19 protein-coding genes are annotated in these 21,537 nt (G+C 72.9%); 12 read left to right on the top strand and 7 right to left on the bottom strand.

What is annotated here, in order from left to right; translation table 11 throughout:
• Nucleotides 1–1,020: FG-GAP repeat domain-containing protein (locus ACIBJE_RS21690; RefSeq protein WP_396751008.1), on the bottom strand; the 1,020-nt coding region annotated here is incomplete at its 3' end.
• A gap of 266 nt (nt 1,021–1,286) precedes the next feature.
• Here ACIBJE_RS21690 and ACIBJE_RS21685 point away from each other — a divergent pair.
• The 6 genes from ACIBJE_RS21685 to ACIBJE_RS21660 all read left to right on the top strand — a co-directional run bounded on the left by ACIBJE_RS21685 (nt 1,287) and on the right by ACIBJE_RS21660 (nt 12,199).
• Nucleotides 1,287–4,574, top strand: coding sequence for a DUF2961 domain-containing protein (locus ACIBJE_RS21685; protein ID WP_396751006.1), 3,288 nt, complete (start codon nt 1,287–1,289; stop codon nt 4,572–4,574).
• Nucleotides 4,574–6,697 (top strand): family 43 glycosylhydrolase, encoded by a 2,124-nt coding sequence (locus ACIBJE_RS21680; protein ID WP_396751004.1) that lies wholly within the window; start codon nt 4,574–4,576, stop codon nt 6,695–6,697. The genes ACIBJE_RS21685 and ACIBJE_RS21680 overlap by 1 nt, the downstream gene beginning before the upstream one ends.
• A 110-nt stretch (nt 6,698–6,807) precedes the next feature.
• Nucleotides 6,808–8,370, top strand: a complete 1,563-nt coding sequence (locus ACIBJE_RS21675; protein WP_396751002.1) for a sugar ABC transporter ATP-binding protein — start codon at nt 6,808–6,810, stop codon at nt 8,368–8,370.
• Nucleotides 8,367–9,434, top strand: coding sequence for an ABC transporter permease (locus ACIBJE_RS21670; RefSeq protein WP_396751000.1), 1,068 nt, complete (start codon nt 8,367–8,369; stop codon nt 9,432–9,434). Before ACIBJE_RS21675 ends, ACIBJE_RS21670 begins: the two co-directional genes overlap by 4 nt.
• 26 nt (nt 9,435–9,460) lie before the next feature.
• Nucleotides 9,461–10,459 carry a substrate-binding domain-containing protein gene (locus ACIBJE_RS21665; protein WP_396750998.1) on the top strand — a complete coding sequence of 333 codons (999 nt, stop codon included), beginning with the start codon at nt 9,461–9,463 and terminating at the stop codon, nt 10,457–10,459.
• Nucleotides 10,460–10,564: 105 nt separating this feature from the next.
• Nucleotides 10,565–12,199 carry a fucose isomerase gene (locus ACIBJE_RS21660; RefSeq protein ID WP_396750996.1) on the top strand — a complete coding sequence of 545 codons (1,635 nt, stop codon included), beginning with the start codon at nt 10,565–10,567 and terminating at the stop codon, nt 12,197–12,199.
• Here ACIBJE_RS21660 and ACIBJE_RS21655 read toward each other — a convergent pair.
• Both ACIBJE_RS21655 and ACIBJE_RS21650 read right to left on the bottom strand, forming a co-directional pair.
• Nucleotides 12,135–13,280, bottom strand: coding sequence for a LacI family DNA-binding transcriptional regulator (locus tag ACIBJE_RS21655; RefSeq protein ID WP_396750994.1), 1,146 nt, complete (start codon nt 13,278–13,280; stop codon nt 12,135–12,137). The two genes, ACIBJE_RS21660 and ACIBJE_RS21655, sit on opposite strands and share 65 nt — an antisense overlap.
• Nucleotides 13,281–13,494: 214 nt before the next feature.
• Nucleotides 13,495–14,190, bottom strand: a complete 696-nt coding sequence (locus ACIBJE_RS21650; protein WP_396750992.1) for a DUF3159 domain-containing protein — start codon at nt 14,188–14,190, stop codon at nt 13,495–13,497.
• Between the two features lie 147 nt (nt 14,191–14,337).
• Between ACIBJE_RS21650 and ACIBJE_RS21645 the strand changes: the two genes are divergently transcribed.
• On the top strand, nt 14,338–15,165 hold the full coding sequence (locus ACIBJE_RS21645; RefSeq protein ID WP_396751018.1) for a phosphatase PAP2 family protein: 828 nt from the start codon (nt 14,338–14,340) through the stop codon (nt 15,163–15,165).
• Between the two features lie 19 nt (nt 15,166–15,184).
• On the opposite strand, the gene ACIBJE_RS21640 is transcribed toward ACIBJE_RS21645, so the two are convergent.
• Nucleotides 15,185–15,637 (bottom strand): YbhB/YbcL family Raf kinase inhibitor-like protein, encoded by a 453-nt coding sequence (locus ACIBJE_RS21640; RefSeq protein WP_396750990.1) that lies wholly within the window; start codon nt 15,635–15,637, stop codon nt 15,185–15,187.
• Between the two features lie 81 nt (nt 15,638–15,718).
• Between ACIBJE_RS21640 and ACIBJE_RS21635 the strand changes: the two genes are divergently transcribed.
• Nucleotides 15,719–16,390, top strand: coding sequence for a maleylpyruvate isomerase N-terminal domain-containing protein (locus ACIBJE_RS21635; protein WP_396750988.1), 672 nt, complete (start codon nt 15,719–15,721; stop codon nt 16,388–16,390).
• A gap of 24 nt (nt 16,391–16,414) precedes the next feature.
• Here the strand turns inward: ACIBJE_RS21635 and ACIBJE_RS21630 are convergent, their stop codons facing one another.
• Complete coding sequence (locus ACIBJE_RS21630; RefSeq protein WP_396750986.1) at nt 16,415–17,635, bottom strand: low temperature requirement protein A; 1,221 nt, start codon at nt 17,633–17,635, stop codon at nt 16,415–16,417.
• A gap of 131 nt (nt 17,636–17,766) precedes the next feature.
• On the opposite strand from ACIBJE_RS21630, the gene ACIBJE_RS21625 reads away from it, so the two are divergent.
• The 4 genes from ACIBJE_RS21625 to ACIBJE_RS21610 all read left to right on the top strand — a co-directional run bounded on the left by ACIBJE_RS21625 (nt 17,767) and on the right by ACIBJE_RS21610 (nt 20,768).
• Nucleotides 17,767–18,762, top strand: a complete 996-nt coding sequence (locus tag ACIBJE_RS21625) for an LLM class F420-dependent oxidoreductase (RefSeq protein ID WP_396751016.1) — start codon at nt 17,767–17,769, stop codon at nt 18,760–18,762.
• Nucleotide 18,763: 1 nt separating this feature from the next.
• Complete coding sequence (locus ACIBJE_RS21620) at nt 18,764–19,555, top strand: SDR family oxidoreductase (RefSeq protein WP_396750984.1); 792 nt, start codon at nt 18,764–18,766, stop codon at nt 19,553–19,555.
• Nucleotides 19,556–19,638: 83 nt separating this feature from the next.
• Nucleotides 19,639–20,550 (top strand): SPFH domain-containing protein, encoded by a 912-nt coding sequence (locus ACIBJE_RS21615; RefSeq protein WP_396750982.1) that lies wholly within the window; start codon nt 19,639–19,641, stop codon nt 20,548–20,550.
• A gap of 2 nt (nt 20,551–20,552) precedes the next feature.
• The gene (locus ACIBJE_RS21610) at nt 20,553–20,768 is read left to right on the top strand and encodes a hypothetical protein (RefSeq protein WP_396750980.1); all 216 of its coding nucleotides are present in this window, start codon (nt 20,553–20,555) and stop codon (nt 20,766–20,768) included.
• A 94-nt stretch (nt 20,769–20,862) separates the two neighbouring features.
• Here ACIBJE_RS21610 and ACIBJE_RS21605 read toward each other — a convergent pair whose 3' ends face one another.
• Together ACIBJE_RS21605 and ACIBJE_RS21600 are read right to left on the bottom strand one after the other, a co-directional pair.
• The gene (locus tag ACIBJE_RS21605) at nt 20,863–21,192 is read right to left on the bottom strand and encodes a hypothetical protein (protein ID WP_396750978.1); all 330 of its coding nucleotides are present in this window, start codon (nt 21,190–21,192) and stop codon (nt 20,863–20,865) included.
• Complete coding sequence (locus ACIBJE_RS21600; RefSeq protein ID WP_396750976.1) at nt 21,189–21,515, bottom strand: ArsR/SmtB family transcription factor; 327 nt, start codon at nt 21,513–21,515, stop codon at nt 21,189–21,191. The genes ACIBJE_RS21605 and ACIBJE_RS21600 overlap by 4 nt, the downstream gene beginning before the upstream one ends.
• Between the last annotated feature and the right edge of the window lie 22 nt (nt 21,516–21,537).

Below are 21,537 nucleotides of genomic sequence, written 5' to 3'. Positions count from 1 at the left end.
GATGATGTCGTCTTTGCCGTCGCCGTTGACGTCGCCGAGGGCGGGGTGTTCGCCGGTGATGGAGAAGTAGTCGTGCCATTTGACGGCGGTGCCGGCGAACGACGATCCGGTGGACAACGCCACGTACACGTCGCCGGACGCGTTGTGGGTGAAGGCGACGATGTCGTCGCGGCCGTCGCCGTTGACGTCGCCGACGGCGGCGATCTCCGCGCCGGGGGCGAACCAGTCGTGCCACCTGCTGGCCCCGGTGAAGCCGGTGCCGTTCGACAGCGCCACGTACACGTCGCCGGTGTTGCTGTGCGCGAAGGTGACGATGTCGTCGCGGCCGTCGCCGTCGACGTCGCCGGTCGAGGCCGTCTCGCCGCCGATCGAGAAGAAGTCGTTCCACTTCACCGACGTCCCGGCGAACGACGTTCCGGTGGAGGTGCTGACGTAGACGTCGGCGAGGGCGTTCTGGGTGAAGGTGATGATGTCGTCGCGCCCGTCACCGCTGACGTCGGTGGCGGACCCGGCGGCCATGGCGTGGGTGCGCGCCGCTTCGTCCAGCAGGGTCCGCGCCTTGGCCGCCACCTGGTCGTAGCGGTCGGGGAAGCCGGAGCGCTGCACACACTGGGCGACCTGACCGGCGGTGTAGTGGGGATTGTTCCGGTCGCAGACGATCGCCCGGGTGACGTACTGCGTGCTGGCGTAGACCGGGTCCATGATCTGCTCCGGGGTACCCCAGCCGTAGTCCCACCGCTGTTGGAAGACCCCGAGCGAGGACTTGTCGCCGCACGGCAGGTTGTTCATGTGGGACTCGACCCAGCCCGCCTCGAACGCGGACAACATGACCTTGTCGTTGACGTTGTGGGCACGGGCGACCCGGTAGACGATCACCGTGATCGCGGGGTCGTGGTTGGCGGGAATGGAGGAACAGGCCAGCGTGCCGACCGGAGCGTCGGCCTGGGCCGGCGCGACGGCCACGACCGACGCCAGCGCGGTGCAGAGGCCGACCAGCAGGGCGAGGGGAGTGCGTCTCACGATGCTCCTCTCAGAGAGTGTCAGCGGGTTCGGCGAGCGGAGTGCTCTGGTGCCGGTGCAGCGTGCGGCCGGTGGGTGGCCGGCGTGCGTGAGAAATCGATTGCCGAGGAGTATCGCCAGGACCTTCACCGCTGTCAATGCGTTCTGAAGTTCTCCTTCAGCAACTGGGCGGTGGCGGTAAAGTATTGACAACTTGCGATGTTCCCAGTTAACTCCCGAGCAATCGATTTCCCGCGGTTGCCGACGGTCATCCTGGAGGGACATCCATGAAGCCCCACGCCCGCCGCTGGCTGGCTCTCCTCGCGGCGCTGGCGACCATGATCCCCCCGGCGGCAGCGCACGCCGCCCCGTCCGTCCCGACCCCGCCCGGCGCCCCGCCACCCCCCGCGCCGCTCGCCGTCACCGACGACAAGGGCCCGGTCGGCTGGGACGTGTACCGCCGGCTCGACCGGCTGCCCGAACTGGCGGCCGGCAGCCGCACCCGGCAGTTCTCCAGCTTCGCCCGGGACGGCTCCAACGACGACGGCTTCGTCGGCACCTACTCCTGCCTGCGCCAGTCCGGCGGCTGTGTCATCGCCGAGGACCGGGGAGCCGGCGAGGTGCAGTCGATCTGGTTCACCCGGGACGACGGCAACGTCAGCGCCACCGGCTGGATCCGCGTCGAGCTGGACGGCGTCACCGTGGTCGACACCAGCCTCCAGCGCGTCGTCGACGGTGGACTCGGCCACCCCTTCGTGTGGCCGCTGGTCACCAACGCCGACCAGACCTCGGGCGGGGTGACCATCAAGGTGCCCATGCCCTACCGCGACTCGATGCGGATCACCACCCAGTTCAACCCGCTCTTCCACCACGTCACCTACCGGGAGTTCACCGACGCGGTCGGCGTGTCCACGTTCGACCCACGCGACCCCGCCACCGACGTGGTGGACAGGTTGCGGGCCGCCGGCCTGCGCGACCCGAAGCCCCCGCAGCCCGGCGCGACCACCAGGGCCGCCCGGGTGGACGTCCCGGCGGGCGGGCAGTCGACGATCGCCACGCTCGCCGGTCCGGGCGCGGTCACGGCGCTGCGGCTGCGGCTGCCCGACGCCGCGGCCACCGCCGCGACGCTGACGGGCCTGCGGCTGCGGATCGCCTTCGACGGGCGGAACACGGTCGACAGCCCGGTGGGCGAGTTCTTCGGCGCCGGCCTGGGCGAACGATCCGTCCGCTCCCTGATGTTCGCCATGGACGCCGCGCCGGGCGGCTGGTACAGCGCCTGGTGGCCGATGCCGTTCCGGTCCACCGCCACGGTGTCGGTCGCCAACACCACCGGCGCCCCGGTCACCGGCGTCCAGGCCGAGGTGACCACCGCGCCGGGCGCCGGCTGGACCGGCGCGCTCGCCCCCGACGGCACGGCCGGCTACTTCACCACCCAGTCCCGCCGCGCGGAGACGGTGGGGGGCAGCGACTGGATCGTCGCCGACCAGGCCGGTCGGGGACGGTTCGTCGGCGTGTCCCAGACCGCCCGTGGCCACATCATCGGCGGGAACACCCGCAACTACCTGGAGGGCGACGAGCGCGTCCACGTCGACGGCTCGCCCACGCCGCAGATCTACGGCACCGGCACCGAGGACTTCTACGAGTCCGGTTGGTACTTCAACCGGGGCGAGTACAGCGGCGTCTTCACCGGCAATACCGCCCACCTGTTCCGGTCCGGTGGCTGCGTCGACGAGTGTGACGCCGTCTACCGGCTGATGATCGGCGACGCGGTGTCCTATGCCACAGCGCTGCGGTTCGGCATCGAGCACGGCCCGGCCAACGACATGCCGGCGGACTACGCCTCGACCGCGTTCCTCTACACCCAGCCGACGGTCGCCCTGCGCCGCACGGACACGCTGGTCACCGGCGACGCGGCCAGCCGCACCGGGCACGGCTACGTCGGCTCCGGGACCCAGTACGCGCTGACCACGCCGTACGAGGGCGACGACGACAACGTCCCGGTCGCCGGCCAGGTGCGGGCCGGCGGCGGCGCGGTCAGCTTCCGGCTCGCCGTCGACCCCGCCAACCAGGGCGTACGGCTGCGCCGGCACAGCGACCAGGCCAACGCGTACCAGCAGGTCGCCGTGTCGGTCGACGGCACGCGGGCCGGCGTGTGGCGGCAACCGCTGGGCAACGGCCGGCAACGCTGGTTGGCCGACGAGTTCGTCCTCCCGGCCGCGCTGACCGCCGGCCGGTCGACGGTCACGGTCACCCTGACCCCGGTGGCCGGCGCGCCGGCGTGGACGGCGGCCCGCTACGAGGCCGACAGCATGGTCGCCCCGTTTGTCGACGCCACCGCGCCGGGCGCGGTCGCCGGCCTCACCCTGGCCGGTGGGCGGGTGCACGCCATCGGCCTGTCCTGGTCGGCGTCGGCGGACAACGTGGGCGTCGCCGGCTACCGGGTCTACGCCTCGCGGAGCCCCGGCGTCTCGACCACCCCGGCCAACCTGGTCGGCACGACCCGGACCACCACCTTCCGACACGGCCCGTTGCCGGCCGGACAGACCCGCTACTACCGGGTCGTCGCGGTCGACGGCGCCGGCAACGCCTCCGCGCCCTCGGCCGAGGTGTCGGCGACCACCCGCACCCGCAACACCAGCGACGCCAACGGTGACCGCCGCGACGACGCCGTGTCGTTCAGCCGGGGCACCACCGCCGACGTGACCACCTCCCTGTCGGACGGCACCCGCTTCGTCCCGGACGGGCGGACCTGGAACGACTTCTTTGCCGCCGGCGAGGAGATCCCGCTCACCGGTGACGTCGACGGCGACGGCCGGGCCGACATCATCACCTTCACCCGGGGCGACGCCGCCGACGTCTACGTGGGGCTGTCCACCGGAACGACCTACGCGGCCGGGGTGAAGTGGCACGACTTCTTCGCCACCGGCACGGAGATCCCCACGGTCGGCGACGTCGACGGCGACGGGCGCACGGACATCATCACCTTCACCCGGGGCGGGGCCGGCGACGTGTACGTGGCGCTGTCGACCGGCAGTGGCTTCGGTCCCGGCGTCAAGTGGCACGACCACTTCGCGATCGGCGACGAGATGCCGGCGGTGGGCGACGTCGACGGCGACGGGCGCGACGACCTCGTCACGTTCACCCGGGGCACCACGGGTGACGTGTTCGTCTCCCTCTCCGACGGGACCCGGTTCGTCGAGGACGGCTGGAAGTGGCACGACTCGCTCGTGCTCGGCGACCAGCTGCCGGCGCTGGGGGACGTCGACGGCGACGGGCGCGACGACGTCGTGACGTTCACCCGGGGGACCACGGGCGACGTGTTCGTGGCGCTCTCCGACGGCACGCGGTTCGTCCCGCAGGCCGGCAGGTGGCACGACTGGTTCGCGGTGGGCGACGAGCTTCCCGGCATCGGCGACGTCAACGGCGACGGAAGGGCGGACCTGGTGACGTACACCCGGGGAAGCACGGCGGACGTGTACGTGACGCTGTCCACCGGCGGTGGCTTCGGCGCCGGTGTCCGGTGGCACGACCGGTTCGCGCCCGGCACCGACCTGCCCCGGCCGAGCGTGTCGTGATGCGAATCCCCCGGATGCTCGCGGTGCTGCTGCTGGGCGCCGCCCTGGTGACCGTCCCGGCCGGGCCGGCCGCCGCCGAGGAGGTCGTACGGGCGGAGGCGGAGTCGCTGACCGTGGCCTCGTCCACCGCCCCGGCCGAGGCGCAGGCCAACTGCTGCGGGGTCGCCTGGTCGGCCGGTCGTCAGCTCTGGCTGCGGGCCGCGCGGGCGGGCGACTCGGTCACCCTGTCGCTGCCGCCGGTGCCGGCCGGACAGTACGACATCGGCGCCGTGCTCACCCGGGCCGCCGACTACGGCACCCTGCGCTTCGCCGTCGACGGGGTGGCCGTCGGTCAGCTCTTCGACGGCTACGCGCCCACCGTGCGGCGCGTCGAGGCGGTGCCGCTCGGGTCGGCCTCGCTCACCGCCGGCACCCACCGGCTGACGGTGACGGTGACCGGGCGGTCCGCGTCGTCGACCGGGTTCTTCGCCGGCCTGGACACGATCACCCTGCGCCGCGTCGGCCCGCTGGCGTCGGTGACCACCACGGCGTACGAGACGGTGGGCGAGACACCGGCGCGGGGACCGCTGACCCGGGTCTACGACCCGAGCGTGGGGGAACCGGTGGCCTGGTACTACAACGACCACACCATCGTGCGCGACGAGCGGACCGGGCTGTGGCACGTCTTCGCCATCACCCACGCGGAGCCGGGCGCGCCGCAGGACGAGAAGAGCTTCGGCCACGCGACCGCGCCCACGCCCACCGGGCCGTGGACGAAACAGCCACCGGCGCTCGTGGCCGACCCGGCGGCGGGCGAGCAGTGGATCTGGGCGCCGCACGTAGTCCACGACCGGGGCGTCTACTACATGTTCTACGCGGCCGGGAACCCCGACTACGCGAACTACCGGATGCACCTGGCCACCTCGACCGACCTGTTCACCTGGACCCGCAGCCCGGCCAACCCGCTGTTCACCGACGGCTGGGAGGGCCGCGACCCGATGGTGACCCGGGTCGGTGACCGGTGGGTCATGTACTACACGGCGACCTCCCACCCGCAGGGCGGCAACCACGTGGTCGCCTACCGCACCAGCACCGACCTGCGGACCTGGAGCGGGCGGGGCATCGCGTACGCGTCGCCGCACACCGGGCGGGCGGCCGGGCAGACGGAGTCGCCGTTCGTGGTGCGCCGGGGGGACTGGTGGTATCTCTTCGTCTGCTGCGACGGCACGGACTACGGCGCGGCGTACCGGCGCACCGCGGTCTACCGCAGCAGGGACCCGTTGCGGTTCGAGGGCGCGGAGAAGGTGACCGTGCTCGACGCGCACGCCGCCGAGGTCGTGGTCGACGGCGGGAACTGGTACCTCAGCCACGCCGGTTGGGGTCAGGGCGGACTGTGGCTCGCGCCGCTGACCTGGTCCACCGGGGTCGTCGCCCGGGGCTACCGGGTGAGTACCGGTTTCCTGCGCGCCGACGTACGGACCTGGCCGCACACCCGGATCGCGTCCCTGGAGGTCGATCCGGCGGGCGCGGGGGCGTACCGGTCGGCGTTGGACTCGTCGCACCGGGGGACCGGCCCCTACCTGGCGGTCGGCCGGTTCGACGTCACCGACCGGGCGGGCCCGCCGGCCCGGGTGGACGTCTCCGCCGACGGTTCCCGGCTCCACCTGGTCGGCATCCGGATGGGGGACGAGCCGGTCACCGCCGACTGGCTGCTCACCGTGGCGCCCCGGTGGACCGGACCGGCGTTGCAGAGCGACGTCACCTGGTCGGTCGGGGGTCCGACGACGGCGCCGGTGTGGGAGGTGGCGTTCAACGTCGACGGTGCCCTGCCGTCGGTCGGTGACCCGGCCGTCGCGTCCCGGCCGACCGGTGACGTGACGGGGATGCCGACGTGGTCGATGACCTCGGGTGCGGACCTGTCCCTCGTCGCCGCGCACCGCTGGGCCTCGGCCTGGCGTGGTGACAACACCTGGTACGACGCGGGCCACTCGATGGCGGCCTGGCAGCCGCTCTGGCGCAACGGCGGCACCTCGTGGTCGCCCGGTCAGTATCCGGGCGGCACGTGGCGGTTCGCCGCCAGCGGGGTGGGGCGGGACACCGCGTTCGCCGAGATGGTCTACGCGGCCGTCAACGCCGTGCCGTGAGTGGTCGCCCTGCGGGTCGGGCGACCCGGCCCGCATCGACGACCTTGACAGTAAATAGGTGCTCGTCTATTTTGCCAGCAATCGATTTCCGATCTCCTGCGGAGGCCCGGGTGAGCGACCAGGTGATCGTCGCCATGTCCGGCATCGCGAAGCGCTTCGGCGGCGTCCACGCCCTGCGGGGCGTCGACCTCACCCTGCGGGCCGGTGAGGTCCACGCCCTGCTGGGGGAGAACGGGGCCGGCAAGTCGACCCTGATCAACGTCCTGTCCGGCGTGGTGACCGAGTACGACGGCAGGATCTCGATCGGCGGCGAGCCGGTACGCTTCGCCGGCCCGGCCTCCGCCCAGGCCGCCGGCATCGCCACGATCCACCAGGAACTCGACCTGGTGCCGGCGCTGTCCGTGGCCGAGAACCTCGTGCTCGGCCGGGAACCGCGCACCCGGCTACGGATGCTCGACCGGCGGGCGATGATCCGTACCGCCCGCGACTGGCTGGGCCCGCTCGGCGCGGACCTCGACCCGCGCCGGCCGGTCGGTTCGCTGCGCGTCGGCGAGCAGCAACTCGTCGAGATCGCCAGGGCGCTGTCCCTCGACGCCCGGGTCCTCGTCATGGACGAACCGACCGCCGCGCTCGCCGACGCCGAGGTGCGTCGGCTGATGACCACCATCCGCGCGCTGCGCGAGCGCGGCGTGGCCGTCGTCTACATCTCCCACCGGCTCGAGGAGATCGAGGACATCGCCGACCGGGCCACCGTCCTGCGCAACGGCGAGGTGGCCGGCACGCTGCGCCCCGATCGCGCCGACCGGCAGCGCATCATCACGCTCATGGTCGGCCGCCCGGCGGAAGCGCTGTTCCGCGCGGGACGCGGCGGTGCCGGCGCGGCGGACCCGGCCGGGCCTCCGGTCCTGGTGGTGGAGGACCTCGCGGTCCGGCCCCGGGTCACCCGTCCCGGCCGCTGCGAACCGGCCGGGGTCAGCCTGACCGTCCGCGCCGGGGAGATCGTCGGCCTGGCCGGTCTGATGGGGGCGGGCCGCACCGAGCTGCTGGAGACCCTGTACGGCGCGGGCCCGGCCGGTCGGCGTACCGGTGTGCTCCGGCTGGCCGGCGGCCCGTACGCCCCGCGCGGCCCCCGGTCGGCGCTACGGGCCGGTGTCGGGTTCGTTCCCGAGGACCGTCGCCGCTCCGCCCTCGTCCTGGAGCACCCGGTCGGCCGGAGCATCGTGCTGGCCGCCCTGCGCCGGTTCACCACCGCCGGGGTGGTCCGCGTCGGACGTGAGCGGGACGCGGTCCGCGAGCAGGTCGCCGCGCTGGCGATCCGGACCCCGTCGGCCGACGCGCCGGTCGGCGCGCTCTCCGGCGGCAACCAGCAGAAGGTGGTCTTCGCCCGGCACATCCTCACCCGGCCCCGGCTGTTGCTGCTCGACGAACCGACCCGGGGGGTCGACGTCGGCGCCAAGGCGGAGATCTACCGGCTGCTGCGCCGGCTCGCCGACGACGGGATGGGCATCCTGCTGGCGTCCTCGGAACTGCCCGAGCTGACCGGCGTCTGCGACCGGATCGTGGTCCTGCGGCGTGGCCGGACCGTCGCGAACCTCGCGGCCGACGGGTGCACCGGCGAGGACATCCTCACCGCAGCGATGGGCGGCGCGTACGCCGGAAGGGACGACCGATGACCCACCTCCGCGAACCGGGGGAAAGACCCGACGTGCCGCCCGGCGTCGCCGCCGGCAGCCGCTGGTGGCACCGGCCGGGTGGCCGGGGCGAACTCGTCGAGCGGATCTTCGCCGTCCAGAGCCTCTTCGCGTTGCTGGTCGTGTTCGTGCTGGCCGTCGTCGTCTCGCCCCGCCGCGACGGCGAGATCCTGTTCCTGTCCACGGAGAACCTCGGCAACATCGTCCGCGCGGTGTCCGAGATCGGGATCATCGCGGTCGGCATGACGTTCGTCGTCCTGCTCGGCGGCATCGACCTCTCCGTCGGTGCGATCCTCGGCCTCTCCGCCGTCGGCACCGCGACGCTGATGGTCGACTCCGGGCTGGGCATCCTGCCCGCGGTCACCGTGGTGCTGCTGATCGGTGCGGTCTTCGGCGCGTTGCAGGGCTACGCGACGGCCCGGCTCGGCATCCAGTCGTTCATCGTCACCCTCGCGGGACTCCAGGTGGCGCGGGGTCTCGCCCGGATCTGGTCGGGCGGGCTCGGCATCCCGATCGCCTACGGCGACGGCCCGCAGGAGGCGCCCCCGGCGTTCGAGATCCTCAACGGCACCATCAACGGGGTGGTGCCCGTCCCGGCGGTGCTGTTCATCGGCATCGGCGTGGCCGCGATCGTCGTGTTGCGCAGGACCGCGTTCGCCCGCCACGTCTACGCCATCGGCGGGAACGAGAAGGCCGCCAGGCTCTCGGGGGTGCCCGTGCTGCGGGTCAAGGTCGCGGTGTTCGCCATCGCGGGTCTGCTCGCCGCGGTGGCCGGCATCATCCACGCCGGCCAGCTCAACCAGGGCAGCCCCAACGACGGTGCCGGCTACGAACTGGACGCCATCGCCGCGGTGGTCATCGGCGGCACCAGTCTGGCCGGGGGCACCGGCTCGATGGGCGGCACACTCGCCGGGGCGTTGCTGCTCGGCATCCTCAACAACATCCTCGCGCTCAACAACATCGACGCCAACGTGCAGCTACTGATCAAGGGACTGGTGATCGTGGCCGCCGCCGGGCTGCAGAAGCTCCGCCGCAGCATCGTCTGAACCGCCACCGAGCAAGGAGCGTCCACATGCGCACCCGTACCGTCCTCCTCGCGTTGCTGTGCACCGGCGCGCTCGTCACCTCCACCGCGTGCAGCGTGGAGAAGCCGTCCGACGGCGGCGACGCCGCCGGGAACTGCGGCACCGGCAAGGAATTCCTGATCGGCATGTCGCAGGCGAACAACGCCGAGCCCTACCGGCAGGTGATGAACACCGACGTGCAGACGGCGGCGAAGTCCGTTCCCGGTTTCACGGTGGTGGTCTCCGACGCGGCGCAGGACAACAGCAAGCAGGTCGCCGACGTGGAGAACTTCCTCACCCAGCGGATCGACCTGCTGATCATCTCGCCGAACGAGGCCAAGCCGCTGACCGCCGTGGTGCAGAAGGCGCACGGCCGGGGCATCCCGGTCATCGTGCTGGACCGCAAGGTGGAGGGCGAGGCGTACACGGCCTTCATCGGCGGGGACAACGTCGCGATCGGCAGGGCCGCCGGCGAGTTCTACGCGAAGACGCTGCTGCCCGACGGCGGCAAGGTCATCGAGATCACCGGCCTGCCCGGCTCCACCCCGGCGGCCGAACGCGCCCAGGGCTTCCGGGAGGGCATCGCCGGCAACCCGAAGATCGAGATCGTCGCCTCCCAGCCCGGGGACTGGCTGCGGGAGAAGGGACAGTCGGTGGCCGACGCGCTGCTCAAGACGCACCCGGACGCGGCCGCCGTCTACGCCCACAACGATCCGATGGCCGAGGGCGCGTACCTGGCCGCGAAGGCGGCCGGGTTGCACACGAAGGTGAAGTTCACCGGCATCGACGCGCTGCCGGTCCCGTCGGGCGGCATCAAGGCCGTCGAGCAGGGCCGGCTCGCGGCGACCTTCCAGTACGCCACGGGCGGCCGGGAGGCCGTCGACCTGGCCCGCCGGATCCTGGTCGACTGCGCCAAGGACGTCCCGCGTGCCACCACGCTCGCCACGATGCAGATCACCAGGGAGAACGCCACCGAGACGTACGCCAGACTCGGCGGCGTCGGCTGAGGCGTCGATCTCGAAGTCCGTCGCCCACGCGTTGGCCGCCCGGCAGGCGCGCCTCGCGACCCCGCCCCAGCCAGGCACCGACGAGCCAGTGGAGGACGTCAACCCGTGAGCAACTACACCATGCCCGTGCTGGTCGACCCGCCGGCCGCCGTCCCCCGGACCGTCTACACGGTCGCCAGCGGCGACCTGCGGTTGAGCGCGAACGTCGCCGGGTGGCCGACCCAGCAGCGCCTGGAGGCGGATCTCGCCGCCGCGGTCACCGCGCTGGGCTGGTCCGTCCAGCGGGCCCATCCGGTGGACGCCGTCACCGGTCACGGCTTCGTCGACAGCCAGCGCGCCGGCATCGAGGTCTTTCAGCGGATCCCGGTCGACGCCCCGCTCGTCGTCGTGGAGGCGGTGTGGCAGTACAGCCACCACGTGCTGGCCGGGCTGCGTGCCCACCGTGGACCGATCCTGCTCGTGGCGAACTGGAGCGGGGAGTTCCCCGGCCTGGTGGGCCTGCTGAACCTCGCCGGCAGTCTCACCAAGGCGGGCGTGCGCTACTCGGCGTTGTGGAGCGAGGACTTCACCGACGGATGGGCGCGCGACGGGCTGAAGGGCTGGCTGGAGACCGGCGAGGTGGTCCACGACGAGAGCCACGTGCGGGACCTGCCGCCGTTGCCGGCCGACGCCGAGGTCGAACTCGGCGTGGCGCTGGCCCGTCAGCTGCGACGCCGGCCGGCCGTCATCGGCGTCTTCGACGAGGGCTGCATGGGCATGTACAACGCGATAATCGACGACGAGTTGCTCAACCCGCTCGGCGTCTACAAGGAGCGGCTGTCGCAGAGCGCGCTGGTCGCGGAGATGTCGCGGGTGTCCGACGAGGAGGCGCACGCGGTGCGGGCGTGGCTCGACGCCGCCGGCATGACCTTCCACACCGGCACGGACGAGGCGACCGAACTGACCGACGCGCAACTACTCAGCCAGTTCCGGATGTACGTCGCCGTGCTGCGCATCGCCGACGACTTCGGCCTGGACGCGGTCGGCATCCAGTACCAGCAGGGGCTCAAGGACACGGTGCCGGCGAGCGACCTGGCGGAGGGGCTGCTGAACGACGTGTCCCGGCCGCCGGTCACCAGCCGGGACGGTTCGCGCGAGCTGTATCCGGGACAGGCCCTGCCGCACTTCAACGAGGTCGACGAGGGAGTCGCGGTGGACTCCCTGGTCACCAACCGGATCTGGACCGCGATGGGGATGGACCCGGCCACGACCCTGCACGACATCCGTTGGGGGGAACGGTACGGGTCGGACTTCGTCTGGGTGTTCGAGATCTCCGGATCGGTCCCGGCGTCCCACAACGGCGGCTACGACCGGTCGTACAGCATGCGGCAGCCGCCGATGTACTTCCCGCTGGGCGGGGGCACCCTGAGCGGTGTCTCCCGACCGGGGGAGATCGTCTGGTCGCGGATCTTCATCATGGACGGGGTGCTCCACGCCGACCTGGGCCGGGGCACGGTGGTGGAGTTGCCGGCCGCCGAGACGGAGCGTCGACTCCGGGCCACCACCCCGCAGTGGCCGATCATGCACGCCGTGCTGCACGGCGTCGGCCGGGACCAGTTGATGGCCCGGCACAAGGCCAACCACGTCAACGTGGTCTACGCCAGCGACGCCGATGCCGCCGACCGTGCCCTGCGGGTCAAGGCCGCGATGCTCGACGCGCTCGGGGTACGGGTGCACCTGTGCGGTGACGTCGCGCTGTGATCGCGGGGCAGGTGTCCTCGACGCCGGCTGACCGGGCCGGTGCGGGTCCCGGACCGCCTTCGACGGGTTGCCCGTCCGGTTGGGGAAGGGACCGGACCGAACTCTCGCGGACCCGAAGGGCGGTCCGCAGGGTGACGGTCGAGGACGCCTTCGCCGGGTTGGTGATCCGCTCGGTGAGCAGCGCCGCCGCGGCCCGCCCCAGGTCGTACGTGGGCTGCGTGACGGTGCTCAGCGAGGGCCGGACGAGGTGGGCCCAGGGGATGTCGTCGAACCCGACCACGCCGCACTGATCGGGAACGACGACGCCCCGGTCGAGCAGGCACTCCACGGCGCCCACCGTCATCAGGTTGTTGGCGACGAAGACCGCGTCCGGTGGCTCGGTCGCGCTCAGCAGGGACGCCATGGCCCGGTAGCCGCCGTCCTCCCGGAAGTCGGCGTACCGGATCAGATCCTCCGTCACGGTCCGGCCGGCCGTGCGCAGGGCCTGCTGGTACCCGCGTAGCCGTTGGACGGCGGTGGAGATCCGCCGGGGTCCCGTGACGCAGGCGATCCGACGGTAGCCGCTGTCGATCAGGTGGGCGGCGGCCATCTCGGCCCCGTGGACGTTGTCCACCAGCACGGTGTCCACGGCCACGCCACGGGGCTGCCGGTCGATGGCGACGACCGGCATCCTGGCCTCGGTGAGCCGGTTGATCAGGGCGGGCCGCCCCGACGACGAGATGATCACGCCAGCCATCTGTTCGGCCAGGGCAGCGGTCACGTAGCGGGTCTCCTTGTCGGGATCCTCGTCCCCGTTGCACAGCACCACGGAGAAGCCCGCCTCCTGCGCCACGTCCTCGATGCCGCGCACCAGGGCGGTGAAGAAGGGATTGCCGATGTCGGAGATGATCACGGCCCAGAGACTGGTCCGTTGCCGACGCAGGCTGCGGGCCACCGCGTTGGGGCGGTAGTCCAGGTCCAGCATGGCCTGGCGTACCCGTGCCGCCAGGTCCGGGTCCACCGACGCATGCCCGTTCAGCACCCTCGACACCGTCGACGTCGACACCTCGGCCATCCGCGCCACGTCATAGATGGTCGTCATGCGCCGCCCCTGTCGGTGTCCCGCGCTCATCCCGCGTCAGTCCTCGAAGGTGGTCGATGGATACCACGGCCGGTGCGGCTGACGCGCGATGATGGTCAGCCTGAGATCCTATACCGACAAGGAATCGATTTCTCTCCTTGCGGACCTCGCGGTCGCGCCGCCGACGAGCGCGCGGGTCGCTCGCCTGAACGTGCGCGTGCTGCCGCCCGGCGGCTCAGGGACGAGGGGTGTCCGGGTCCGACGGTACGACCGGATGCCGCAGCCCCGGATGCCCGGCCGGCAGCGACCGACGCACCACGAACCAACTCACCGCCAGCACCGCGGCCACCAGCGGCCAGGACAGCACCACCCGGGCCACCACCAGCGCGACCACCTGCCCACCGAGGTACAACGGCACGAAGACGGCCACCCGCAGCGCGTACGTCGCCGCCCACGCCCAACTGCCCCGACCGTACGCGCGCAGCAGGGCCGGGTCCCGCCGCCAGCGGGTCCGTTGCCCCAGCGCCACGCCGACCAGCACACCGAGCAGCGGCCAGCGCACCACGATGCTGACCACCCACACCAGCGCGCTGGACACGTTGGCGAGCACCTGGAGCAGGAAGAAGTCGGTCGCCCGCCCGGTCCGCAGGGCGATCAGCGCGGCCACGCAGACCGCGAGCAGCCCGATCAGCACCGAGCGGGGCCGGTCGCCCCGGCGCAGTCGCCAGCCGGCGACCGCCGCCCCGGTGAGCAGCGCCGCCAGCACCCCGCCCCACAGCGAGTCCCCGCTCAGCAGCCACCCGACACCGAACGCGAGCGGGGGCAGCGTGGCGTCCACCGCACCCCGGCGCCCGCCGAGCAGGTCGGCCAGGGACTCCGGCCCCGGCGGATCGGGTACGGGCGGCCGATCGGTCTGCGGCGTACCGGTCACCGTCACCTCCTGCTCGACACCCGTCCCAACTTAGCGCCGAACCGCCGTCGGCCCCTTGCCCGGGCCGGCCGTACGGGGCGCTACCGTGTCCGGGTGCAAGCGTCGGCGAGGGTCTGGACCGGGGTGTGGCTGGTGCTGCTGGCGGTGATGCACGTCGTCGCCCTGCTCGCGGTCTGGCGGCTCGCCCTGCACACCGAGACCGGCCAGTGGCTGGACACGGTGGCGCTGACCGGCAACCAGATCGGGCAGGACCGCATCGAGGAGCCGGTCGACCGGGTGCTCAACGCGGTGTCCGTGGTGTCCCTGCTGGCAGCCACCGCCATGATCGGGTTCATCGCGCTGCTGCGCCGCCGGATCGCCCTGGCGGTCACCGCCACCGCGCTCATCGTCGGCGCGAACGTCACCACCCAGCTGCTCAAGTACGTCCTCGCCCGGCCCGACTACGGCATCGACCCGGAGCGGGCCGGGGTCGGCAACAGCCTGCCCAGCGGGCACGCCTGCGTGGCGGCCTCGGTGGCGGTCGCACTGGTCCTCGTCCTGCCCCGCAAGGTCCGGGTGCCCGGCGCGTTCCTCGGCGCCGGGTACGCCGCCGTGAACGGGGTCGCCACCCTCTCGGCCGGCTGGCACCGCCCCAGCGACGCGATCGCCGCGTTCCTGGTCGTCGGCGGCTGGGCGGCCCTCGGGGGGCTGCTGTTGCTGCTCACCCAACGGGAACAGGCCCAGGTCGAACCGGCCGACGCGCACCGCACCGCGGCCCTGGTGCTGGGCGTCGCCGGCCTGGTCGCGATCATCGTCTCGGCGTTCGCCCTGGCCTGGCTGGACGGTCAGCCCACGGAACCGGTGAGCGAACTCACCCGGCGACCCCTCTTCGTCGGGTACGCCGGCAGCGCCGCCGGCATCGTCGGGACAATGGGTGTGGTGATGGCCCTGGTGCTCGCCTCGGTGCACCGGCTGGTGCCCCGGGTCAAGGGCTGACCACCGCGCTCACGGTGCCTCAGCGGTAGAAGGTGCCGACCGTCGTTCCGCTGGCGATCTCCTGGCCGCCGAGCGCGCGGTGCACGTCCGGAGCGTGCGGGGTCGCCGGCAGCTCCAGCGGCCGGTCCAACGCGTACAGGCGGAAGAAGTACCGGTGTGCCTCCTCGCCCTGCGGCGGGTGCGGCCCGGACCAGCCCGTTTCGCCGAAGTCGTTCGGCCACTCCCGGCCGCCCACCGGGACCGCGCCCTCGTCCGTGCCGCCGGTGGCGGGGTCGATCCCGGTCACCAGCCAGTGCAGGAACGGGGTCTTCCCGGCGTCCGGGTCCTCCACCATCAGCACCAGCTCCCGCGCCGAGTCGGGGACCTCGGCCCACTGCAACGGCGGTGACAGGTTGCCCCCGTCCCGGGCGAACCGCCCCGGCAGCAGGTCGTGGTCGTTGAACGCCGTGCTGCGCAGCATGATCCCGGCCATCGCGCCTCCACCTCCGCTTCTCCTCGTCTGGCCGCGGGTACCCGCCAGGTCCGGGCCGAAACGGTGTGAGAGGGTACGCCGATGACCCCGGCGCAGGTGGCGTTCCGCGACGAGTGCGCGCAGCTCGCAGCGGTCCTGCGTACCCTCGACGCCGCCGACCTCGACCGGCCCACCGGCTGCCCGCCCTGGACGGTCCGGGAACTCCTCGCGCACGTGCGCACCGGCGTCGGCCGGCTCACCGGCATGCTCGCCGCCCCCGCCCCACCCCGCGCGGAGGTCGACGCCGCCGGCTACTTCGGGGCGGCCAAGTTCACCCCGTCGGTGGACGCCGACCGGGTCGCCGGTGCTCGCCGGGAGGCCGCCGCGCTGCCCGACCGCGACGCCCTGGTCGCCGACTTCGACCGGGCCTGGCGGGCCACCGACGCCGCCGTCCGCGCGCAGCCACCCGGACGGCTGGTGCGCACCCGGCACGGCGATGCGATGACCCTGTCGGACTTCCTGGTCACCCGGGTGGTCGAGGTCGGCGTGCACGGCCTCGACCTGGCCGCCGCGCTGGGGCGTACGCCCTGGCTGACGCCCACGGCGGCGGAGGTCGTCGCCGGGCTGCTCACCGGCGGCCGGGAGGTCCCACCCGAGCTGGGCTGGGACCGGTCGACCGTGGTCAGTCGGCTCAGCGGGCGGTCATCGCTGACCGGGCCGGAACGGGCCGCGCTGGTCGCCGTCGGCCTTCCCCGGCTCTCCTTCGCCGGCTGACCGGCGGTTGTCGGCGACGGCCGTTCAGAACGGGGGAGCGGCGGCCTCGGGCGGGCGTCGATAGGCGCGTCGGGCGTCGGCCACCGCCACCGCGAGCAGGATGGCCGCCGCGGTTCCGGCGGAGAACAGCAACGGATGGTGGAGGAACACCCAGGCCGGGGCGATCAGGGCGGCCATGGCGATCCACCGCGACCGGGACACCCGCCCGAACACCTCGTACTCGAAGCGGGACCGGCCGGCGAGGAAGACCAGCGGCCCGCCGAGGATCATCGCGATCCAGGCCGCCTCCGGGCGCTCGAGGGGGTGCTCGACGGCCAGCTCGTAGCCGATCGCGGTGGCCACCACCCCGGTGACCATCACCAGGTGGGTGTCGGCGGCCGAGCGGGCGATGGCGGCGGGTCGGGCGGCTACGGCCACCGCCTCGGCCAGGATCCGCCCGGCCCGGTGGAAGTAGATCCGCCACAGCAGCACCGAGGTCAGCAGCGCGAGCCCGAACGCGGCCGTCCGGGCCGGGGTGAACGACCGGGCGCTGTAGGCCAGGCCGCTGATCAGGATCGTCTCCCCGACCGCGATCAGGAAGAACTGCTGGTAGCGCTCGGCCAGGTGCTCGCCGGCCGGCCGCCACCGGTGGAGGCGGGAGCGGCCCAGGCCGGGGACCGGCCAACCGGTCCGGGCGGCGCCGAACTCGATGGCCAGGGCCAGCGTCCACAGCATCACCCGGGGCGTGGTCGGCATGACCGATCCGACCAGCCAGGGCACCGCGGCCACGCCGTGCACCACCAGCATCCGCACCTTGAGCTGACGCAACTCGTAGCGGTGCGACGCGACGAGCAGGATCAGGGGACGGGAGACCTGCGCGACGACGTACGCGGCGGCGAACGTCGACCCGTGGTTGGTGAACGCGTGGGGGATCGCCACTCCCATCACCATGGCGCAGACCAGCGAGGTGATCACGAGTGTCTGCAACCAGAGGTGGTACGGGTCGTAGCGGCCGATGGTCCAGGCGGTGCCCTGCCAGACGGCCCAGAGGGCGAGCAGGAGCAGCAGGGTCTTCGCGCCGCCGGTCACCGGGTGCCAGCCCGTGGTGCCGCCGGGCTCCAGGGCGAGGTCGTCGAAGGCGCGGGCCGAGATCCGGGTGAAGGCGAAGACGAACACGAGGTCGAAGAAGAGTTCGAGGAAGGAGGCCCGCTGAGCCCCGTTCGCCGTCGGCTCGAGCCGGTCGTCGGACGGGGGGCGGGTGGTCACCTGGCAGTCGTAACACCTCCGCACCGACCGACGGGTCCTTATCGGCGGAAGCCGGGTCCGGTGGTCGGTCGGGGATCTTGCCTCCCACCGGGGGTCGGCGGGACGATCGTCCGGTGACGAATCGATGGGGTATGACGGTCCCGCTCACCGGGGTGCCGCTGGTCGACCACGCCACCGTGTACGCGGCCCTGGACCGGGCCGGGTTCACCGACGTGTGGTCGGCCGAGGTCAACGGCACCGACGCGGTCACGCCGTTGGCGCTCGCCGCCGCCTGGCAGCCCCGGCTGCGCCTCGGGACGGCGGTGACACCGGTGTTCACCCGGGGGCCGGGTCTGCTGGCGATGAGCGCGGCGTCGCTGGCGGAGGCCGCGCCCGGACGGTTCAGCCTCGGCATCGGCGCGTCCTCGCCGACGGTGGTGCGGGACTGGAACGCCGTGCCCTTCACCGAGCCGTTCCGGCGGACCCGGGACATGCTGCGCTTTCTGCGGGCGGCGCTGCGCGGCGAGACGGTCGACGAGGTCTACGACACGTTCACCGTCCGCCGGTTCCGGCTGGAACGGCCGCCCGCAGTGCCGCCGCCGATCCTGCTCGCCGCCCTGCGGCCGGGGATGCTCCGGCTGGCCGCCGCCGAGGCCGACGGGGTGATCCTCAACTGGCTGGCCGCCGAGGACGTGCCCACCGTCGTCGCGGCGGCCGGCGAGCGGCGGCCCGGTTTCGAGGTGGCCGCCCGGATCTTCGTGTGTCCCACCGAGGACGCCGACTACGCCCGTACCCTCGGCCGCCGGCTGATCACCAGTTACCTGACCGTGCCGGCGTACGCGGAGTTCCACCGCTGGCTGGGCCGGGAGCCGGTGCTCGGCGGGATGTGGCGGGCGTGGGCGGCGGGGGACCGGCGCGGTGCGGGCGCGGCGGTGCCCGACGAGCTGGTCGACGCGCTGGTGATGCACGGCTCACCGGAGGCATGCCGGGCCGGGGTGCGCCGGTACGTCGAGGCCGGCGTGGACGTGCCGGTGCTGGCGCTGCTGCCCACCCCGGGGCTGACCGCCGGAGGTGCGCCGGCCCTGGCGGCCCTGGTCAGCCGACTCGGCCCGCCGCCGTCGGACGGCGTCGGTCCGGCGGGCAGCTGACGTGGACCTGACCGACCGGATCGTGGTGGTCACCGGCGGGGCCGGCGGGATCGGGGCGGCGCTGGGCCGCCGTTTCGTCGCCGAGGGGGCCGCCGCCGTCGTCCTGGCCGACCTGGACGTCGACCGGGTGCGGGCGGTGGCCGGCGGGATCGGGCCGGCCGCCCACGCCGTGGCCGTGGACGCCGCCGACGCCGACCAGGTGTCCGCCCTGGTCGCCGACGTCGAGCGGCGGTACGGGCGGATCGACCTGTTCTGCGCCAACGCCGGGGTGGCCACCGGCCGGGGTCTGGACGCCCCGGACGCCGACTGGGAGCGCGCGTGGCGGGTCAACGTGCTGGCGCACGTGTACGCCGCGCGGGCCGTGCTGCCGGGCATGCTGGCCCGGGGCGAGGGCCATCTGCTGCACACCTGTTCGGCGGCGGGAGTGTTGACCGCGGTGGGGGACGCCCCGTACACGGCGACGAAGCACGCGGCGCTGGGCTTCGCCGAGTGGCTGTCGATCACCTACCGGGACCGGGGGATCCGGGTCAGCGCGCTCTGCCCACAGGGCGTGGACACGCCGATGCTCGCCGACGGGCTCGCCGCCGGTCACCTCGGTGCCCGGGTGATCGCCGCCTCCGGCGCGGTGCTCACCCCGGAGCAGGTCGCCGACGTCACCGTGGCCGGGCTGGCCGAGGACCGGTTCCTGATCCTGCCGCACCCGGAGGTCGCCGACTACGCGCGGCGTCGCGCCGAGGACCCGGACGGCTGGCAGGCCGGCCTGCGGCGACTGGTCGGCCGGCTCCGGGGCTAGTACTCCTGGTGCGGTGCCGGCCGCTTGTAAAAGTGATATCACATTGCTAGCTTGATGCTCTCACTTCTCTGAGGGGGTCTCACGTGACACAACACCTCGACCTGCCCGCCCCGCAGGTACGCGAGCGCCTCGCCCGGGACGCCTCGGGCTGGCCGGTCCTCGCCCTGTCCGTCCTGGTGGTCATCTTCGGCGTCGCCGCCTTCGTCGTCGGCGTGCAGCAGGCGGACCCCGTAGTCGTGACGAGCGTCGTCGGCGGCAGCGTCCTGTTGGTACTGGCCGCCCTGACTGCCCTGGCCGGGCTCACCGCCGTCGCGCCCGGCGAGGCCCGTGTCCTCCAGCTCCTCGGCCGCTACACCGGAACCGTCCGCGCCGACGGTCTCCGCTGGGTCAACCCGTTCACCGCCCGGCGCAGGGTCTCCACGCGGATCCGCAACCACGAGAGCGACGTGCTCAAGGTCAACGACGCTGACGGCAACCCCATCGAGATCGCCGCCGTCGTCGTCTGGCAGGTCGAGGACACCGCCCGCGCCGTCTTCGAGGTCGACGACTTCATCGAGTTCGTCGCCATCCAGACCGAGACCGCCGTCCGGCACATCGCCAACAGCTACTCCTACGACTCCCACGACACCGCCCAGATGTCGCTGCGCGACAACGCCGACGAGATCACCGCCCGGCTGTCGGAGGAGATCGGCGTGCGGGTCGCCGCTGCGGGCGTGAGGATCATCGAGTCCCGTCTGACCCGCCTCGCGTACTCACCCGAGATCGCCCACGCCATGCTCCGCAGACAACAGGCGAACGCCATCGTCGCGGCCCGTGCCCGCATCGTCGAAGGCGCGGTGGGCATGGTGGAGATGGCGCTGAGTCGCCTGGCCGAGAACCATGTCGTCGACCTCGACGAGGAGCGTAAGGCCGCGATGGTCAGCAACCTGCTGGTGGTCCTGTGTGGCGACCGGGACGCCCAGCCCGTGGTCAACGCGGGCACACTCTACTCCTAGGCATGGCCACCGAACGGAAGAAGCTTCTCCTCCGGCTGGATCCCGCCGTGCACGACGCGCTCGCGCGCTGGGCCGGAGACGAACTTCGCAGCACGAACGCCCAGATCGAGTACCTGCTACGCAAGGCCCTCGCCGACGCCGGCCGCCTCCCCGGGGGAGTGGGCCGGATGCGAGGGCCTGGCCGGCCTTCCGCCGCACCCGACCCGGAAGAGGAATGACGTGTGGGTGCCCGACAACGGCAGGAACGCGACGGCGCCAGAGCCCCGCCGGGTCCGGGAGCCCGCTCGGGTCGGGCCCGCGGGGGAGGGGCGGTCAGCCGACCTGGCTGAGCAGGCGCTCCACCTCGGTCAGGCGTTGCCGGACCTGGGTGAGTTCGGTGTGCGTGGCGGCCAGTTCCGACCGGAGCCCGGCCAGTTCGGCGGTGGTGGCGCGGCTGCTCTCGGCGATCTGGGCCTGGGCGGTGCCGGCCTGCTCGGCCAGTTCGCGGTACTGCGTCTCGCGTGCCGCCGAGTGTCGGGCCCGGTAGACACCCAGGGCCACGAAGGCGACGATCGCGGTCAGCGCGACCAGCATCAGGGTGCCGGTGATCATGCCGGTCTGGGCCATCTGGTCGTTCGCGGTGGTGATGTCGGTGGTGCTCACTTCTCGTCCTTTCCGGGGCCGTCGGCGCCCAGGGTCGGTGCGGCGGCGGCGATCGCCGCCGGGGTCAGGTCCAGCGCGAACGGCACGACCTCGAACCACTTGACGGAGTTGCCGTCCGGTGCGGTCTCCAGCGTGCCGGCGACGAGGCCGGCGGCCTCCAGCCGTTGCAGGTGCATGTAGAGCAACGGGCGGTTCATCTCGAGGCGGCGGGCCAGTTCGCTGACGTAGCTGCGTCCCTCGGCGAGGGTGGCGATTATCCGTAGGCGGTGCGGGCTCGCGAGCGCGGCGAGCGTCCGCAGCAGTTCGTCTCCCGTCGGTGTCACCAGTGCCCACCCTCGGCTCGTC

Source organism: Micromonospora sp. NPDC050187, assembly GCF_044459745.1.
In the GTDB taxonomy this organism is placed as follows: Bacteria; Actinomycetota; Actinomycetes; order Mycobacteriales; family Micromonosporaceae; genus Micromonospora.
This window is presented reverse-complemented; position numbering and strand designations above follow the sequence as displayed.

What these genes read in the sequence shown, in the direction of transcription:
- ACIBJE_RS21645 (WP_396751018.1), top strand. Translation starts at nt 14,338, where the DNA reads ATGCACGTCGTCGCCCTGCTCGCGGTCTGGCGGCTCGCCCTGCACACC.
- ACIBJE_RS21670 (WP_396751000.1), top strand. Translation starts at nt 8,367, where the DNA reads ATGACCCACCTCCGCGAACCGGGGGAAAGACCCGACGTGCCGCCCGGC.
- ACIBJE_RS21685 (WP_396751006.1), top strand. Translation starts at nt 1,287, where the DNA reads ATGAAGCCCCACGCCCGCCGCTGGCTGGCTCTCCTCGCGGCGCTGGCG.
- ACIBJE_RS21635 (WP_396750988.1), top strand. Translation starts at nt 15,719, where the DNA reads ATGACCCCGGCGCAGGTGGCGTTCCGCGACGAGTGCGCGCAGCTCGCA.
- ACIBJE_RS21680 (WP_396751004.1), top strand. Translation starts at nt 4,574, where the DNA reads ATGCGAATCCCCCGGATGCTCGCGGTGCTGCTGCTGGGCGCCGCCCTG.
- ACIBJE_RS21665 (WP_396750998.1), top strand. Translation starts at nt 9,461, where the DNA reads ATGCGCACCCGTACCGTCCTCCTCGCGTTGCTGTGCACCGGCGCGCTC.
- ACIBJE_RS21655 (WP_396750994.1), bottom strand. Translation starts at nt 13,280, where the DNA reads ATGACGACCATCTATGACGTGGCGCGGATGGCCGAGGTGTCGACGTCG.
- ACIBJE_RS21625 (WP_396751016.1), top strand. Translation starts at nt 17,767, where the DNA reads ATGACGGTCCCGCTCACCGGGGTGCCGCTGGTCGACCACGCCACCGTG.
- ACIBJE_RS21610 (WP_396750980.1), top strand. Translation starts at nt 20,553, where the DNA reads ATGGCCACCGAACGGAAGAAGCTTCTCCTCCGGCTGGATCCCGCCGTG.
- ACIBJE_RS21640 (WP_396750990.1), bottom strand. Translation starts at nt 15,637, where the DNA reads ATGGCCGGGATCATGCTGCGCAGCACGGCGTTCAACGACCACGACCTG.